We start from the raw sequence: 15,223 nt of genomic DNA on the forward strand, positions 1-15,223 counted from the left end.
TGGTCTCGCAGACCCAGACGCAATCGGCATCAGCAAGGCATTCCTGCTGGTTATACCATACGGTTCTGCCCCAGCTCGGCGATTGCGGCACAGTCCCCGAAGGTGGGGCGGGCGGCGGTGCAGCCAGCCCGTGACAATCGCTCCTGTCCGTGCCGGCCGCGCAAATCCCGGTTCCGATCCCTGGCTCGTCGCAGGTGCCGTCATAGGCATGGGTGCAGCAGTCCGGGCCGACGCACCGCCCCCCGGTCGAGGGACCAACTCCCGCGCAATCTGCGACATCCGTCCCACGAGCACAGCCGGTGCCATTCGGGGGTTCATTGCAAATGCCGTTATTGGCCAGCAAGCAGGTCTGACTGCGCAGCCCACTACAATCGACCAAGTCGGAGTATGCGGCACACCGCCCCGTTCCGATGCCCGGCTCGTCGCAAACCCCGTTGTTGGTGTACGGGCACGAACCCTGTCCGACCCCGTAGCAGTCAGCCGTATCCGTACCTCGCGGGCAAAGCCCTGTACCGCCTGCGACAGGCTCGTCACAGACCCCGTTTCTCGCTCGGTCGCAGGCATCCCCGCCCATAGTATAGCAATCACGCGTGTCTGTTCCTTGGGGACAAGTCCCGTTGCCAACCACCGGCTCGTCGCACACGTTGTTGTAGGCCGTTGGACAACTCTGAGTGCCCGGTTGCCCGGGCGGCAATGGGGCCCCGATCCCACGACAGTCTGCCGTGTCTGTTCCGGGTGCGCACAGATGTGGCTCGTCACACTCTCCATCGCCGATCCACTGCGATGGACAGGGATTGAAGGGTCGACGGCAGTCCGCGACATCCGTGCCGGGGGCGCACAACCCCGTTCCGCCGGGACCGGGCTCGTCGCATTCGCCGTCATTGATCCACTCGGCGGGGCACGGATTGCGAAGCTGTGCCGCGGCCTGCTCTGGTGCCAGCACGCTCCAGAAGGCGACAGACAACATCACCAAAACAGCGCGCGCAAAGACGCCCCCTCCAGAAATGAGATGCCGCATAACCCCCTCCCAACCTGAGCTTTACAGATTGGATCATATGCAATGACCGGGCCGCTGGCCTTGATATGGCTCAACGCATGGGGCTGAAGATCGCTTGGTCCAGCGTGCAATCGCGGATGACGTCCTCGCCACAGACGCGCGGCTGCATGTCGCGCGTCAGGCAAAGGCGCACCTCCTGCACGCGTCCGGCGCGGCAGGTCACGGTCAGCATGTCGGCGCTCAGATCCGGGTTCACTTCTAGGAACGCCTCTTCGATCACGGTCGCAGGCAGGCGCACCTCGCGATCCAGCCGACGCAACAGGTCGGGTCGGGTGACGCTGTCATAGGCAAACCGCGACAGCGCGTAATAATCGGCCGCATCCAGCCCCGTGCAGACACCATGCTTGCGCCACTGGTGCCAGGCCAGCCCCGAAGAGCCCATGATATCGACCATCTCGCCGGTCATACGGCGGGTCGGCATGGGCTCGACCGTGGGGCAATAGCTGGGCCAGCCGTTGTCGTACTGGGGCCACAACCCATGCAGGGTGAAGCCATACCCCTGCCCCGCATCGCATTGCGGGCTGCCGCGATCATCGCCTTCGATTGCGCACCAACTGGGCGTCCAACTGAGGGACAAGACGTAGTAATCGAACTCGCCCGCACGGTCGCCTTCGGCCATGGACATGGCCGGACATACGGCCATCAGGGCCGCCATCACGATGTTGCGCACGCGCATTCCCTCTTCCCTCTGGCAGGATCAGGGCCTATATACGCTGCGATTTCCCTGAAATCGAGGAATTGCGGAGGTCCCTCCGCAGCCGCTTCAACGGCCCGATCCTCGTGTTTGCTGTCTCAAGGAGACGATCCGATGAACAAACCCATCATGGCCAAGGCCACCGCCGTCTGGCTCGTCGACAACACCACCCTCAGCTTCAAGCAGATCGGCGATTTCTGTGGATTGCATGAACTCGAGGTGCAGGGCATCGCCGATGGCGACGTGGCCACCGGCGTCAAAGGGTTCGACCCGATCGTGAACAACCAGCTCACCCAGGACGAAATCGACAAGGGCGAGGCCGACGCGACCCACAAGCTGAAGCTGAAGTTCAACGCCGCCGCCGTCGGCGAGGAAAAGCGTCGCGGCCCGCGCTATACGCCGCTGTCCAAGCGGCAGGATCGCCCTGCCTCGATTCTGTGGCTGGTCAAGTTCCACCCGGAACTGTCCGATGGCCAGATCTCGAAGCTGGTGGGCACCACCAAGCCGACGATTCAGGCCATCCGCGAACGCACGCACTGGAACATCGCCAATATCCAACCCATCGACCCGGTGGCCCTTGGCCTGTGCAAGCAGTCCGAACTGGACGCCGCCGTGCAAAAGGCCAACGCCAAGCGCGCCCAAGACGGCGCGGTTATGTCGGATGACGAACGCCGCCGTCTGGTCTCGACCGAGCAGAGTCTCGTGGCCGATCCCGACGAGCCCAAGATCCCCAGTGCCATTTCCGGGCTCGAGTCGTTCTCGCTGGGTGGGGGCAATGCGCCCGAAACTGAAGACGAGGACGATCCGCAAAAGGCAATGGTGGACGCCGAGAGCCTGTTCAATCTGCCCAACACCGACGACGAAGAAGACGAGGATGAAGACACCGCACGGTGACGTCGCGGCACAATCCTACGCATAACCGGGTCGGCGCCAAGGCGCCGATCCGCCAGGTTTCAGGGGCGCGCACCCGCCCGCTGATACGTCAGTGGGCCGCCGTGGAGACATTGTCCAGCAACGTGCGCCCGCCATCCACCGTCAGCACCTCGCCGGTGACGAACCCCGCGCCGTCCGAGGCGAGGAATTGCACGGCCGCCGTGACCTCGCGCGCGCTGCCGATGCGGCCCATCGGGGTGCATTGCTTGATCTCGTCGCGCAGACCGTCGGTTTCGTTCAGGCTTTCCTTCAGGCTGGCCGACATCAGTGAGCCGAAGGCGACGCCGTTCACCCGAATGCGATGCGGGGCCAAGGCCACCGCAAGGCTGCGCGTGGCCTGATCGAGAGCCGCGCATGAGATCGAGTAGCCCATCAGGTCGGGATGGGTGCGGCGGGCCGCGATCGACGAGATGTTGATGATCGACCCGATCGGCCCCTCTTCGACGCCATTCTCCTCGGCCTGCTGGATCATGCGCTTGGCCACCGCCTGGCTGAGGCGCAGGGCGGTGAACATGTTCTGCTCGAGCAGCGTACCGACGGAACTGTCGGCGGGGTCCAGCGGGTCGGTCGTCAGGACCTGCCGGCTGGCGTTCACCAGGATGTCGATCCGGTCGAAGGCATCGATTGTCGCCGAGAGCAGGTTGGCCACCGTCAATTTCTCGCGCAGATCGCCGGCGAAATAGCGCACCTGGCCCTTCTCATCCTCGACCGCGCCGCATTCATCGGCCAGCCGCGCCTCGTCACGGTCGGCGAACATCACATTCGCGCCGCGGTCGATGAAATGGCGCGCAATGGCCAGGCCGACGCCGTTTGCCGCGCCGGTGATGACTGCGGTCTTGCCTTGGATCGAAAGGGACATGGGGGTGCTCTCCGCTAGCGGGCCGCACGCCGTGGCTTGGCGGCCTCGTAGATCTTGTAGCCTTCCAACTCACCCAGCATCCGGCCGGTGCCGAAACTGGCTCTCAGCGTGTCTTCATAGGGCAGGTGGCGGTTGGCCACCATGAAAAACCGCCCCGAGGGTTTCAGCATCCGTGCCGCCGCGGCAATGAAGGCACGCCCAAGCGCCGGGTCGGCCTTGCGCCCAATGTGAAACGGCGGATTGCACAGGATGGCGTCATAGGGCTCATCGGGTTGAAACCGTGTCGCATCGGCCCAAAAAAACCGGGCGCGATCATCCTCGATATTGGCCTCGGCCGCCTCGAGCATGGCGTGGTCGGCCTCGATCAGGTCGAGGCTTTCGATCCCCGCCTGTTCGGCCAGAACCTCGCCCGAGATATAGCCCCATCCCGCGCCAAGGTCGGCGACGCGCCCCTTGAGCGGCGGCACCAACGCGACCAGGATCTCGGATCCGCGATCCGGGCCATCGGCCGAAAAGCCGCCCGGAACCGTCAGGTAGCCGTCGTCGGTCTGGATCGGCTGGGGAATCCAGTCCATCACGGCCTCGGGCAGGGTCTCGGGCCGGGTCAGCCAGATCAGTTTGCCATGCGATTTCGACAGCACGCCGTCGATATCGAACACGTTGCGCAGCTGCTTGAGAACCGATTCGATGCCCTCGTCCTTTTGGCCGTCGACCATCAGGATGCCGCCGGGCGGCAAGGCGATCAGCGCCTCGGCAATGGCGCCAAGGGTGGCGGCGCGGGCCTTGACGATCTGCACAAGCGCGGCGGCGAAATCGCGCCCCTCGGGCCGCTCGACGGCCACCTCAAGCCCCCTCGCGGCGAGGCGGTCGTGGTCGGGCGCAAAGCCCTGCATGCAGAAAACCGCGCCAAACGCGGAAAAATCGGCATCGCCACGGGCGCGCATCACCAAAACGGCGCCATCGGGCAGGATCACATCGCCTGCCGCGATCGCAAGGGTCCAGCGGGGGTCTGTCATGGGTTGGGAAGGACCGCGATCAGTCCTCTTTCTCCATCGTGCATTGCAGCGGGTGCTGGTTGCGCCGGGCGAAATCCATCACCTGCGCCACCTTGGTTTCCGCGATCTCGTAGGAAAAGACACCAACGACCGCCACCCCTTTCTTGTGAACGGTCAGCATGATCTCGACCGCCTGGGAATGCCCGATGCCAAAAAACCGCTCGAGCACATGCACGACGAATTCCATCGGCGTGTAATCGTCGTTCAGCAGCAGCACCTTGTACAGCGGCGGGCGCTGCGTTTTCGGCTTGGTCTTGGTGATGACACTGGTCTCACCGTCGTCCTTGGGCTCGTCCGTCATCATCTGCAAGGGTTGCATATGCAATATGCCTCGGTCGGTTCATGGCCTGTCCGTTGGCCGCAATATATAAGCCGCTCAGCGATTCAGAAAAGAGGGGCCGAACATGGCATCCCCCCTGACCACCATCGGGTTCGATGCAGACGACACGCTGTGGCAGAACGAACAGTTCTTTCGCATGACGCAAGCACGTTTTGCCGACCTTTTGGCAGACTATGTCGCGCCGGATCATTTGCACGCACGTCTGCTCGAGGCCGAGCGCCGAAACCTCGGTCATTATGGCTTCGGCATCAAGGGCTTCATGCTGTCGATGATCGAAACGGCCATCGACGTGACCGAAAGCAGGTGCCCGCCCACGTGATCGCCGAGATTCTGTCGGCCGGGCAGGAGATGTTGAGCCATCCCATCGACCTGCTGCCCCACGCCGAAGAGGCCGTGCGCGCCCTGGCGCAATCGCACCGCATCGTCATGATCACCAAGGGCGATCTGCTGGATCAGGAACGCAAACTGGCGCAATCGGGCCTTGGCGAGATGTTCGATGCCGTCGAGATCGTGTCGGACAAGCGCGCGCCGACCTACAGCACGATTTTCGATCGCCATGGTGACGGGGCCGAGCGCGCCATGATGATCGGAAACTCGATGAAATCCGATGTGCTGCCCGCGCTGGAGGTCGGCGCCTGGGGCGTCTTCGTGCCTCATGGCCTGACATGGGAGCTTGAACATGCCAGCGCCCCCGAGGGTCACCCCCGCTATGCCGAACGTCCCGATCTGGGCGCGGTGGTGGAGCTTGTCCACGAGATCGAGACGCAGGGGTGAGCCGATGATCGACGCGCGCCTTCTTCCGCTGCAACGACGGCTGATGGACCCGCCCGCGCGCCATCTGGCCAGCCGCGGCATACGGGCCGATCAGGTCACGCTGGCGGGCTTTGCCATTGGGCTGCTGGCGGTCATGGCCGCCGCCCTGGGCCTTGTCTGGCTGGCCCTGCTGGGGCTGGTGCTGAATCGGCTGGCCGATGGCCTGGACGGGGCCATCGCGCGGGCGACGCAAACGACGGATCGCGGCGCGTTCCTCGATATCGCGCTGGATTTCGTGTTCTACGCGCTCTTCCCGCTTGGCTTCGCCTTGGCCGACCCGGCGCAGAACGCGTTGTCTGCCGCCGTGCTAATCGCCAGTTTCGTCGGCACCGGCTCGTCCTTCCTTGCCTTTTCGGTCATCGCCGAGCGGCGCGGCCTGACGGCGGACGACTACCCGACCAAGGGCATCTACTATCTGGGCGGGTTGACCGAAGGGTTCGAGACCGTCGTCCTGTTCATCGCGTTCTGCCTGTTTCCGACGGCCTTCCCGGCCCTTGCCTACCTGTTCGCGGCGGCCTGTTTCGTGACCATGGGCACCCGCTGGCTGATGGGCTATCGCCTGTTTGCCATCGCCTCGCAGGACACCGCATGAGCTATTCCATCCATATCGGCCCGAACATCCGCAAATCCCCCTATTACGAGGCGACCGTAGCCGATCGGGTGCAGTCCTTCTCGGTCTATAACCACATGTTCATTCCCGGCCATTTCGGCGATCCGGCGGGCGAGTATCACCGGCTGATTCACGGCGTCGCCATGTGGGACGTGGCCGCGCAGAGGCAGGTGGAGTTGCTGGGGCCCGACGCCTGGAAACTGGCGCAGGTGCTCACGCCGCGCGATCTGTCGAACACGATGATCGGGCAAGGGCGGTATGTCCCGCTCTGCGACCATGACGGCTGGCTGATCAACGACCCGGTCCTGTTGCCCCTGGCCGAGGATCGCGTCTGGCTGTCCATCGCCGATAGCGACATCGCGCTCTGGGCCAAGGCCATCGGGCGCGAACGCGGTCTGGACGTGGAGGTGCACGAGCCTGACGTCGCGCCGCTGGCCATTCAAGGGCCCAAGGCGATGGATGTGGCCGAGGCGCTGTTGGGGGATTGGGTTCGCGACCTGCGCCATTTCCAGTTTCGCGAGGCCGATCTCGATGGCATTCCGTTGATCGTCGCGCGGTCGGGCTGGTCGAAACAGGGCGGGGTCGAGCTGTACCTGCAGGACAACGCGCAAGGAACGCGGCTGTGGCAGATGGTGAAAGAGGCCGGCGCCCCCTGGGATATCGGGCCCGGCGCGCCGAACGATGTCGAGCGGCTGGAAAGCGGCCTGATCTCGTACGGGGCCGACATGCGCTGGCAGAGCTTGCCGGCCAACCCGTTCGAAATGGGCTTCGGCGCGATGGTGCACCTGGATGCGGGTCACGACTTTGTCGGTCGCGCAGCGCTGGACCGCATCAAGGCCGAGGGCATCAAGCGGCGTCTGACGGGTGTATTCGTCGAGGGTGCGCCGGTTGCGGGCAACCAGCACCCCCTGCCCCTGATGCAGCACGGGCAGCCCGTCGGCCATGTCAGCGAGATCGCGCATTCCCCGCGCTTGGAGCGGAATATCGCCATCGGCCTGGTGCCGGCCGATCTGGACGAGAACGCCGAGGGGCTAAGCATCGGCTTGGACGGAACGGCGCGGGCGATCACCCTGACCGCCCTGCCCTTCATCGCGTAACGCGGCTTACTTCACCTTCAGGACGATCTTGCCGATATGGCCCGAGCTTTCCATGCGGGCATGCGCCTCGGCCGCATCCTCGAGTGCGAAGGTCGAATCCATCACCGGCGCGATCCGGCCCGCATCCAGAAGCGGCCAGACCTGTTCGGCCAGTTGCGCGGCGATCTCGGCCTTGGCGGCGTCCGATTGCGGGCGCAGGGTCGAGCCGGTGATCGTCAGACGCTTGACCATGACTAGGGCAAAGTTCAGCGCCACCTTGGGCCCTTGCAGGAAAGCGATCTGCACGAGGCGGCCATCCTCGGCCAGCGTCTTGACGTTGCGCGGCAGGTAGTCGCCACCCACCATGTCGAGGATCAGGTTCGCGCCGCCCTCGGCCTTCAGCACCTCGACGAAATCCTCGTCGCGGTAGTTGATCGCGCGTTCGGCCCCCAGCTTGGTGCAGGCGGCGCATTTTTCATCGGACCCGGCGGTGGCGAAGACACGCGCGCCGAAATGATTGGCCAGTTGGATCGCGGTCGTCCCGATCCCTGACGACCCACCGTGGACGAGGAATCGTTCCCCGGCCTTGAGGCCGCCGCGCATGAAGACATTGGACCAGACAGTGAAGAAGGTCTCGCACAGGGCCGCCGCCTCGGCCATGCCCATACCTTGCGGTACCGGCAAGGCGTGGTCCTGATGGGTGACGACATATTCGGCATAGCCGCCGCCCGGCAGCAGGGCGCAGACGGCATCGCCCACCCTCCAACGCGTCACATCGGGGCCGACGGCGGCGATGCGGCCCGATGCCTCCAGCCCCGGCAGGTCGGAGGCGCCCGGCGGCGGGGCGTATTGGCCCGCGCGCTGCAAGGCGTCGGGGCGGTTCACCCCGGCGTGGTCCACCTCTATCAGGATCTGGCCCGCTTGCGGCACGGGGATGGGACGGGTGCAAGGTGTCAGAACCTCGGGGCCGCCGGGTTCGCTGATCTCGATCGCGCGCATCGTTTCGGTCATGTCTTGCCCTTCGCCGTGAACCATTCCCCCTTTTGATGACCGGTGACGGGCGCGCTGGCAATCCCGGCCGGGCGGGGTAAACCGACGCGCAGGCAAAAGAAAACGCCCGATCGGGGCCGACCGGGCGTGTGTCCAGGTAATGGACCGATTTGCTCAGCCGTCTTGCGGGCTGGGGGCCGTCCAGCTGCCCGGCATGTCGCGGGGGGCCATGCGGGCGGGGGCCTTGATCTGCGAGGCGAGCCATTCGGGACCGGCAAGGAACGGTTTCAGCAGCTTGTTCTCGCGCACCTTCTTTTTCATCGTTTCGATCTGCATGACCTCGTCGATGCGGCGGTCGACAAACGCCCAGGTGGCGGAATGATCGACTGACTGGTCGCCGAGCCAATAGAGAACCGTGGCCGAATAGACACCGGACAGGGTGGCGCGCTTGGTGTACCAGTTCAGGTCATCAGACGGGTCGCCCAGGGCGGTCCAGATCGCATCGGCCGTGTCCCACAACGCCTTGGCCCCGTCGGCCGCATGAATGGGCAGGGCGAACAGCGTCACACCGCGCCGCACGGTTTCCTTGTCAGCCTCGACCAGTTCCAGACGCAGGCGAATGGCATAGGCCACGCGATCGCGAAAACGCATCGCCGACAGGTCGGCGGACCGCAGCGCCTTGACCATGGCCGCATCGCCGCGGCGATGAAAGGCCAGCGCCAGATCGACCGCACCGCGCGGCAGAAGGGCCTGCGCCTCGGCCTTGTCGACGCCCGCATCGGACACGGCGGCGCGGAAACTGGCCTCGGACCATCCGTCAAAGGGGACATGCATCAAGGCTGCATCGAGGATACGGTCGATGGTTTCACTGTTGGTGGCGGGCATGACGGGGACCTTTGCGCTGGAAAACACCTTCGCTAGACAAGATAGGAGGGCTTTGCTATACGGCCACCTCCTGCTTCAACATTCAACTTCAACCTAGAAAGGTGGTGACACCACGATGCAGGTCAGTGTTCGCGACAACAATGTCGATCAAGCACTCCGCGCCCTGAAGAAGAAACTTCAGCGCGAGGGCGTTTTTCGTGAAATGAAGCTCAAGCAACATTACGAAAAGCCGTCGGAGAAGAAAGCACGCGAGAAGGCCGAGGCCATCCGCCGTGCCCGCAAGCTGGCGCGTAAAAAGGCGCAGCGCGAAGGTCTCCTCTGAGGCGATCGACAAGCGAGCCTGTGGCGGGGCCTCTCTCGCCAGGACAAAGGATAACCCCCGCGGCGATGCCCCGGGGGTTTTTCATTGTCGCGATGGCATCCTGTGGATGAGCGCTATTCCGACAGTAGCGCACGCGCCCGTTCAAGGCGGGCGGCCTGCGCGGCCTGGGCTTGCAGCAGTTCCAGGTTGTCGTCCGAATCGTCATCCAGCACGATCGATTCACGCACCCCCGGAAGCTGGGCAAAATCGGCCATCACGCGCGTCGGATACCAACGCCGGGTGATCGTCTCGAACCCGGGCGTCTGCGACAACACCTCGGACGTGGCATAGGCACAGCGGGCCGAGCCGACCTGCCCATATGCTTCGACGGCGTCGATCAACTGCGCCGCGATTTCGGGGGCAACGTCGATTTCATGCACGTGGACATCGACAGTCTCGCGCGCGTGATAATCCATGTAGAACCCGAAAAGCTGCGGCGTCATCCCGTAAAGCACATCGTTTCGTTCTGGCACGACCGGGTGGTGCCAACTGCCGGCGGGGTCGAACAGCACGCGCTCTTCGGGGCCGTCGATCAGCAGGGCGGAATGCCCGCTGCGGCCATTGTCGTTATAGATCATGGTCAGCAGCGTGACCGTCGGAGACCCGGGCGGCACGTAGCGCGACTGGCTCACGAATTCATCCGAGGCAAAGGCCCCTTCGTTCGGCGGTGCCTCGCAGCCGGCCAGCGCACCGACCAACGCCAGAGCAAGAACGGAACTTGTTACGCGGCGCATGCAATCCCTCGTTTCAGCGGGCGAAGATCGCGAGGAAAACGACGATCAGGATCGCCACGATCGCGATGTTCACCGACATTTTCATGAACCCGGCGAAGGTCTTTTCCTGTTCGGTAATGTCCATTTCGCCGCGCTTGTGGTCGTTCTCAGCCATGTCATTCTCCTCCCACAGTGGGGACCCTGTTGCGCTTGGTGCATGGAATACCGCATTCGCCCCGTCCTGTCAGCCCTGATGGGACCACGGCGCGATGCCTTTGCATTACGAGGTGATGTACCACAGCCACGCCCCGTCATCGCGACGGGTGCGGCGCACCTCGCCCAGGGCATGCAGGTGGTTGAGGTGCCCCACGGCCTCGACCAGGGCCAGGCCATAGGTTCCGCTGTCGATCTTGCGCTTGAAAAGCGGTGCAAAGCATTCGCCCGCAGTGCGCGGCCCATCGGCCAGATGGGCGCGCAGACGCTCCAACGCGCCGTGGTGGTTCTCGATCAACTGGCGCATCCGGTCGGGAAGGCCGAAAAAGGGCAGTTTGTGGCCGGGCAGAACCAGTTGATCCTCGGTCGCGTGGGGGGCCAGCGCCGTGCAGGCCGCCATCCAGTCGCCCACCGGGTCGGCCTCGGGTTCGGTGGCGTAGACCCCGAGGTTGGGCGAAATCGATGGCAGCAACTGGTCGCCGCCGATCACCAGACGGCCATCTGTGGACCAGAGCGTCGCATGATCGGGGGCATGCCCCTGCCCGAAACGGATGATCCAATCGCGCCCGCCAAGCCGAATGGTCGCCCCGTCGCGCAACTGGGTAAACCCAAGCGGCATCGGATGCACGACATCGGCGAAGTTGAACGGACGCTCGGTGCGACGTTGATGCAAGATCTCGGCGTCCATCCCGGCACCTTGCCAAAAGGCGATCTGCTCGGGTGTGGCGCGCTCCTGCTCGTCCAGTGTCAGCATCCGGGCGAACAGCCACGCGGTGCGCGTGGTCAGCAACTCGGCCCCCCGTTCCTGGAACCAGCCAGCCAGCCCGACATGATCGGGATGGTGATGGGTCACCAGAACACGGGTGACGGGTTGCCCCTTGAGCGGGCCAGACAGCGCGGCATCCCACCCCTCTCGGGTGCGGCGGGTGTTCAACCCGGTATCGACGACGGCCCAGCCGTCATCCTCGCGAAAGGCGAAGACGTTGACGTGATCCAGCGCCATGGGCAGCGGGATCCGCAGCCACAGCACCCCATCGGCCAGTTCGACCGCATCGCCGGGGTCGGGCGGCGTCTCTTGAGGGTAGCGGATCACGCGACCAGATCTTCCGGCGACAGGGCGTACAGATCGGCCGCGCCCAGACCGGCCTCGGCCAGCAGGCCCGGAACAGCGGCCATCTGACGGGCCATGAAGCTTTGGGCCAGCCGCGTGCGCGGCCCCTCACCCTCGGCCTGTGCCGCGCGCAGGTGATAGAGGCCGCCCAAGGCCAGTGCGAAGGCATGCTGATAGGGCACCGCCCCGGCAAACCGATCATTGAGGTCGAGCGACAGCATGCGGTCGGTGGCCGCGCGCAATTCGCCCGCCGTGGCGACAAGCAGCGCACCCCGTGCGCCGGCGGCCTTGGCCTCGGCCTCGATCTCGTCGATCAGGGCATGGGCCGCAACCCCGCCATCCATCATCTTGCGACCCGTCAGATCCATGGCCTGGATGCCATTCGTGCCCTCGTAAATCGCCGAGACACGCCCGTCGCGATAGAACTGCGCGGCGCCCGTTTCCTCGATAAAGCCCATGCCGCCATGAACCTGGATCCCGGTATCGGCCACTGAGATCCCTGTGTCTGTGCCATAGGCCTTGCAGATGGGCGTCAAAACCGCGGCGCGCGCGGTCATCGCCGGATCGCCCGTCACATTGGCAAGGTCGATCGACACCGCAAGATCCAGCGCCAGCGCACGGGCGGCGAAAGTTTCGGCCTTCATCCCCGTCAGCATGCGGCGCACATCGGCATGGTCCAGGATCGTCCCGGTGCCGTTCTCGATGGGCGAGCGCCCCTGCACACGGTCGGCGGCATAGGCCAGCGCATGCTGGGTGGCCGCCTCGGCAATCGACAGACCATGGACGCCGACACCCAGACGCGCGTTGTTCATCATGGTGAACATGGCCGCGATGCCGCCATGTGGCTCACCCACCAGCCAGCCGGTCGCGCCCTCGTACTGCATCACGCAGGTGGGGCTGCCATGCAGGCCAAGCTTGTGTTCCAGGCTGACCACCTTGAGCGAATTGGCGATGCCGGGGGTGCCATCGGCATCGGGGATGCGCTTGGGCACGAGGAACAGGCTGATCCCCTTGGTCCCCGGCGCACCATCGGGCAGCCGCGCCAGGACAAGATGACAGACGTTCTCGGTAAAGTCGTTGTCCCCCCAGCTGATATAGATCTTCTGCCCGGTGATCGCATAGGTGCCATCGCCCTTCGGCTCGGCCCGGGTCTTGAGCGCGCCCACGTCGGACCCGGCCTGCGGTTCGGTCAGGTTCATCGTTCCGCACCATTCCCCACTTGTCAGCTTGGGCAGGTAAAGGGCCTTGATCTCGTCCGAGGCGTGATGCTCCAGCGCCTCGATCTGGCCCTGCGTCATCAGCGGGTTCATCTGCAGCGCCAGACAGGCCGAGCCCATCATCTCGTTGACCGCCGTTGCGACCGTCTGCGGCAGGCCGAGGCCGCCATAGTGGGGGTCAGCGGTGATGGCGGCAAAGCCGGCCTCGGCGATGGCGCGGTAGCCCTCGGCATAGCCCGGCGGGGTGCGCACGACGCCGTTCTCCAAGGTGGTCGGGTGCAGGTCGCCGGCACGGTTCAGGGGTGCCAGCACCTCTTCGCAGATGCGGCCGGCCTCGGTCAGCAGGGCCGAGACGGTTTCCGGCGTGGCATCGGAAAAGCGGTCGGTTTCGGTGACGCGGGCATAGCCGACCACATGCTCGAGGCAAAAGGTGATCTCTGGCACCGGGGCGCGATAAGGCATGGTTCGTGATCCTCCCTCACGAAATCATCGGTCGATCGGACGCAGGCAGGCTTTGCAGCCGGGTGTGTTTCACGCTATGTGCCCGCGTCCCCTTGCCCGAGGTAGGGGGCGCATGTCTGCCCTTTCAACCCATACGTTACGTCACGAATGAGCGCCAAGGCCCCCACCCTGCTTGCCCCCGATCGCGATGGCATCGTTAAGGCCGCACGCCTTCTGGCCGATGGCGGGTTGGTCGCGCTGCCCAGCGAAACGGTCTACGGGCTGGCCGCCGATGCGCGGAATGATCGAGCCGTGGCGCGGATCTACGAAGCCAAGGGCAGGCCAAGCTTCAACCCTTTGATCGTGCATGTGGCCGACATGGCCGCCGTGGAGCGGATTGCCGAAATGCCCGGCGCGGCGCGCAGGCTTGCGGCGGCCTTCTGGCCCGGCCCGATGACGCTGGTCCTGCCGCTGCGCGCGACGGCGGGGCTGTCGCCGCTGGTGACGGCAGGTCTGCCAACGGTCGCGTTGCGCCTGCCGGCGCATCCGGTCATGCGCGCGGTCCTTGCGGCGTTTGGCGGCCCCGTTGCCGCGCCCTCGGCCAACCCCTCGGGGCGCATCAGCGCAACGCGGGCGGAACATGTGATCGCCGGCCTCGGCGCGCAGGTCGACGCCGTGCTGGATGCGGGGCCCTGCGCGGTGGGGGTCGAGTCGACCATTCTTGCCCCTGCGCCGGGTGGCCTGCGGCTGCTGCGCGAGGGTGGCCTCACGCGCGAGGCGATCACCAACGTGGCCGGGCCGGTGCAAGAGGATGTAACCCCCGGAAAGGTCGAAGCGCCCGGTCAATTGTCGAGCCATTACGCCCCGGAGGTCGCGGTGCGCCTTGGCGGTGCGGCACAGCCCGGCGACATCACCGTGGGCTTTGGCCCGGGGGCGGCCGATCTGACCCTTTCCGAGACCGGCGATCTGGTCGAGGCCGCGACGCGGCTTTTCGATGTATTGCATGCGGCCGACAGGCTGGCCGCAGACCGCCAGGCCCGGGCGATCCGTGTCAGCGACATCCCCGACGAGGGTCTGGGCCGTGCGATCAACGATCGGCTGCGGCGGGCGGCAGCCCCGCGCTGATCCGGCGGGATGCGCGGCATCGAGCCATTGCGCGCGGGTCAGGCGTGGCCTGCCTCGGAGGACAGCATCAAGGGGTGAATGCCCAGGCTGAGCAAGGCCGCCTCCCACTTGCGCTCCATCTCGGTGGCGAAGATCAGGTCGGACGTCGCCTCGGCAGTCAGCCAGCCGTTCTGCGCAAGCTCGCTTTCCAGTTGCCCCGGCCCCCAACCCGCATAGCCCAGGGCCATCAGCGCCCGATCCGGGCCACGGCCCGCGGCGATATCTTCGAGAATATCCAGCGTTGCCGTCATCGCGAAGCGCCCGTCCACGACCAGCCCCTCGTCCGACGAGGCGTGATAATCGGCGCTGTGCAGGACAAAGCCACGCCGCATCTCGACCGGGCCGCCGAAACACACAGGCAGATCCGGCGCCGAACCGGGCGGCGCGATCTCGAGTTGTTCGAGCATTTCGCCAAAGGTCACCTCGTCCACGCGCTTGTTCACGATCAGGCCCATCGCGCCGTCTGCGGAATGCGCGCACAGATAGACAACGCTGCCCGCAAATCGTGGATCGCCCATGCCAGGCATGGCGATCAACAGCTTGCCGGTCAGGTTTTCGGTCTCGGGGGCGGTAGGGGGCTGTGGTGACATATCTGACAGGATGGAGGTGTTGCAGATTTCAATCAAGCACCGGGGCTGTCTCCAAATCGTGACTTTTCATTTCACGCGCTCCTGCCTAGCTCAGACCAATG

The 15,223-nt window shown here is 65.1% G+C and carries 16 protein-coding genes and 1 pseudogene; 6 read left to right on the forward strand and 11 right to left on the reverse strand.

Annotated features, from left to right (window positions below; all coding sequences use genetic code 11):
* Nucleotides 1-1,088 precede the first annotated feature (1,088 nt).
* Nucleotides 1,089-1,733, reverse strand: a complete 645-nt coding sequence (locus ROSELON_RS03115) for a ribonuclease T2 family protein (RefSeq protein WP_051508345.1) — start codon at nucleotides 1,731-1,733, stop codon at nucleotides 1,089-1,091.
* A gap of 132 nt (nucleotides 1,734-1,865) precedes the next feature.
* Here ROSELON_RS03115 and ROSELON_RS03120 point away from each other — a divergent pair, with 132 nt between their 5' ends.
* The gene (locus ROSELON_RS03120; protein WP_025310990.1) at nucleotides 1,866-2,645 is read left to right on the forward strand and encodes a DUF1013 domain-containing protein; all 780 of its coding nucleotides are present in this window, start codon (nucleotides 1,866-1,868) and stop codon (nucleotides 2,643-2,645) included.
* 88 nt (nucleotides 2,646-2,733) lie between these two features.
* Here the strand turns inward: ROSELON_RS03120 and ROSELON_RS03125 are convergent, their stop codons facing one another.
* The 3 genes from ROSELON_RS03125 to clpS are packed head-to-tail and all read right to left on the reverse strand — an operon-like array spanning nucleotide 2,734 to nucleotide 4,902.
* Complete coding sequence (locus tag ROSELON_RS03125) at nucleotides 2,734-3,543, reverse strand: SDR family NAD(P)-dependent oxidoreductase (RefSeq protein ID WP_025310991.1); 810 nt, start codon at nucleotides 3,541-3,543, stop codon at nucleotides 2,734-2,736.
* 14 nt (nucleotides 3,544-3,557) lie between these two features.
* A complete protein-coding gene (locus tag ROSELON_RS03130) occupies nucleotides 3,558-4,559 on the reverse strand; it encodes a class I SAM-dependent methyltransferase (RefSeq protein ID WP_025310992.1) in 1,002 nt (333 codons plus the stop codon).
* A 19-nt stretch (nucleotides 4,560-4,578) separates the two neighbouring features.
* Nucleotides 4,579-4,902, reverse strand: coding sequence for an ATP-dependent Clp protease adapter ClpS (gene clpS, locus ROSELON_RS03135; RefSeq protein ID WP_407059670.1), 324 nt, complete (start codon nucleotides 4,900-4,902; stop codon nucleotides 4,579-4,581).
* A gap of 100 nt (nucleotides 4,903-5,002) precedes the next feature.
* On the opposite strand from clpS, the pseudogene ROSELON_RS03140 reads away from it, so the two are divergent.
* The 3 genes and pseudogenes from ROSELON_RS03140 (at nucleotide 5,003) to ROSELON_RS03150 (ending at nucleotide 7,458) form a co-directional block, all read left to right on the forward strand.
* Nucleotides 5,003-5,712 (forward strand): annotated as a pseudogene (locus ROSELON_RS03140) (HAD family hydrolase).
* Between the two features lie 4 nt (nucleotides 5,713-5,716).
* Nucleotides 5,717-6,343 (forward strand): CDP-alcohol phosphatidyltransferase family protein, encoded by a 627-nt coding sequence (locus tag ROSELON_RS03145; RefSeq protein ID WP_025310994.1) that lies wholly within the window; start codon nucleotides 5,717-5,719, stop codon nucleotides 6,341-6,343.
* Nucleotides 6,340-7,458 (forward strand): glycine cleavage T C-terminal barrel domain-containing protein, encoded by a 1,119-nt coding sequence (locus ROSELON_RS03150; protein ID WP_025310995.1) that lies wholly within the window; start codon nucleotides 6,340-6,342, stop codon nucleotides 7,456-7,458. Before ROSELON_RS03145 ends, ROSELON_RS03150 begins: the two co-directional genes overlap by 4 nt.
* 6 nt (nucleotides 7,459-7,464) lie before the next feature.
* Here the strand turns inward: ROSELON_RS03150 and ROSELON_RS03155 are convergent, their stop codons facing one another.
* Nucleotides 7,465-8,448 (reverse strand): NAD(P)H-quinone oxidoreductase, encoded by a 984-nt coding sequence (locus tag ROSELON_RS03155; protein WP_025310996.1) that lies wholly within the window; start codon nucleotides 8,446-8,448, stop codon nucleotides 7,465-7,467.
* 153 nt (nucleotides 8,449-8,601) lie between these two features.
* Nucleotides 8,602-9,312, reverse strand: a complete 711-nt coding sequence (locus ROSELON_RS03160; protein ID WP_025310997.1) for a COQ9 family protein — start codon at nucleotides 9,310-9,312, stop codon at nucleotides 8,602-8,604.
* A 115-nt stretch (nucleotides 9,313-9,427) separates the two neighbouring features.
* On the opposite strand from ROSELON_RS03160, the gene rpsU reads away from it, so the two are divergent.
* Entirely contained in the window at nucleotides 9,428-9,634 is a 207-nt protein-coding gene (gene rpsU / locus ROSELON_RS03165) for a 30S ribosomal protein S21 (protein WP_025310998.1), read from the forward strand.
* Between the two features lie 113 nt (nucleotides 9,635-9,747).
* Here the strand turns inward: rpsU and ROSELON_RS03170 are convergent, their stop codons facing one another.
* The 4 genes from ROSELON_RS03170 to ROSELON_RS03185 form a co-directional block, all read right to left on the reverse strand.
* Entirely contained in the window at nucleotides 9,748-10,407 is a 660-nt protein-coding gene (locus tag ROSELON_RS03170; protein ID WP_025310999.1) for a hypothetical protein, read from the reverse strand.
* A 13-nt stretch (nucleotides 10,408-10,420) separates the two neighbouring features.
* Nucleotides 10,421-10,561 (reverse strand): aa3-type cytochrome c oxidase subunit IV, encoded by a 141-nt coding sequence (locus ROSELON_RS03175; protein WP_025311000.1) that lies wholly within the window; start codon nucleotides 10,559-10,561, stop codon nucleotides 10,421-10,423.
* A 105-nt stretch (nucleotides 10,562-10,666) separates the two neighbouring features.
* On the reverse strand, nucleotides 10,667-11,692 hold the full coding sequence (locus tag ROSELON_RS03180; RefSeq protein WP_025311001.1) for an MBL fold metallo-hydrolase: 1,026 nt from the start codon (nucleotides 11,690-11,692) through the stop codon (nucleotides 10,667-10,669).
* Nucleotides 11,689-13,389, reverse strand: coding sequence for an acyl-CoA dehydrogenase (locus ROSELON_RS03185; protein WP_025311002.1), 1,701 nt, complete (start codon nucleotides 13,387-13,389; stop codon nucleotides 11,689-11,691). Before ROSELON_RS03185 ends, ROSELON_RS03180 begins: the two co-directional genes overlap by 4 nt.
* Before the next feature lie 147 nt (nucleotides 13,390-13,536).
* On the opposite strand from ROSELON_RS03185, the gene ROSELON_RS03190 reads away from it, so the two are divergent.
* Nucleotides 13,537-14,493 carry an L-threonylcarbamoyladenylate synthase gene (locus tag ROSELON_RS03190; protein ID WP_025311003.1) on the forward strand — a complete coding sequence of 319 codons (957 nt, stop codon included), beginning with the start codon at nucleotides 13,537-13,539 and terminating at the stop codon, nucleotides 14,491-14,493.
* Nucleotides 14,494-14,531: 38 nt separating this feature from the next.
* Here the strand turns inward: ROSELON_RS03190 and ROSELON_RS03195 are convergent, their stop codons facing one another.
* Nucleotides 14,532-15,122 (reverse strand): YqgE/AlgH family protein, encoded by a 591-nt coding sequence (locus tag ROSELON_RS03195; protein WP_051508449.1) that lies wholly within the window; start codon nucleotides 15,120-15,122, stop codon nucleotides 14,532-14,534.
* Between the last annotated feature and the right edge of the window lie 101 nt (nucleotides 15,123-15,223).

The sequence above is a fragment of the Roseibacterium elongatum DSM 19469 genome (assembly GCF_000590925.1).
GTDB classification, from domain to species: domain Bacteria; phylum Pseudomonadota; class Alphaproteobacteria; order Rhodobacterales; family Rhodobacteraceae; genus Roseibacterium; species Roseibacterium elongatum.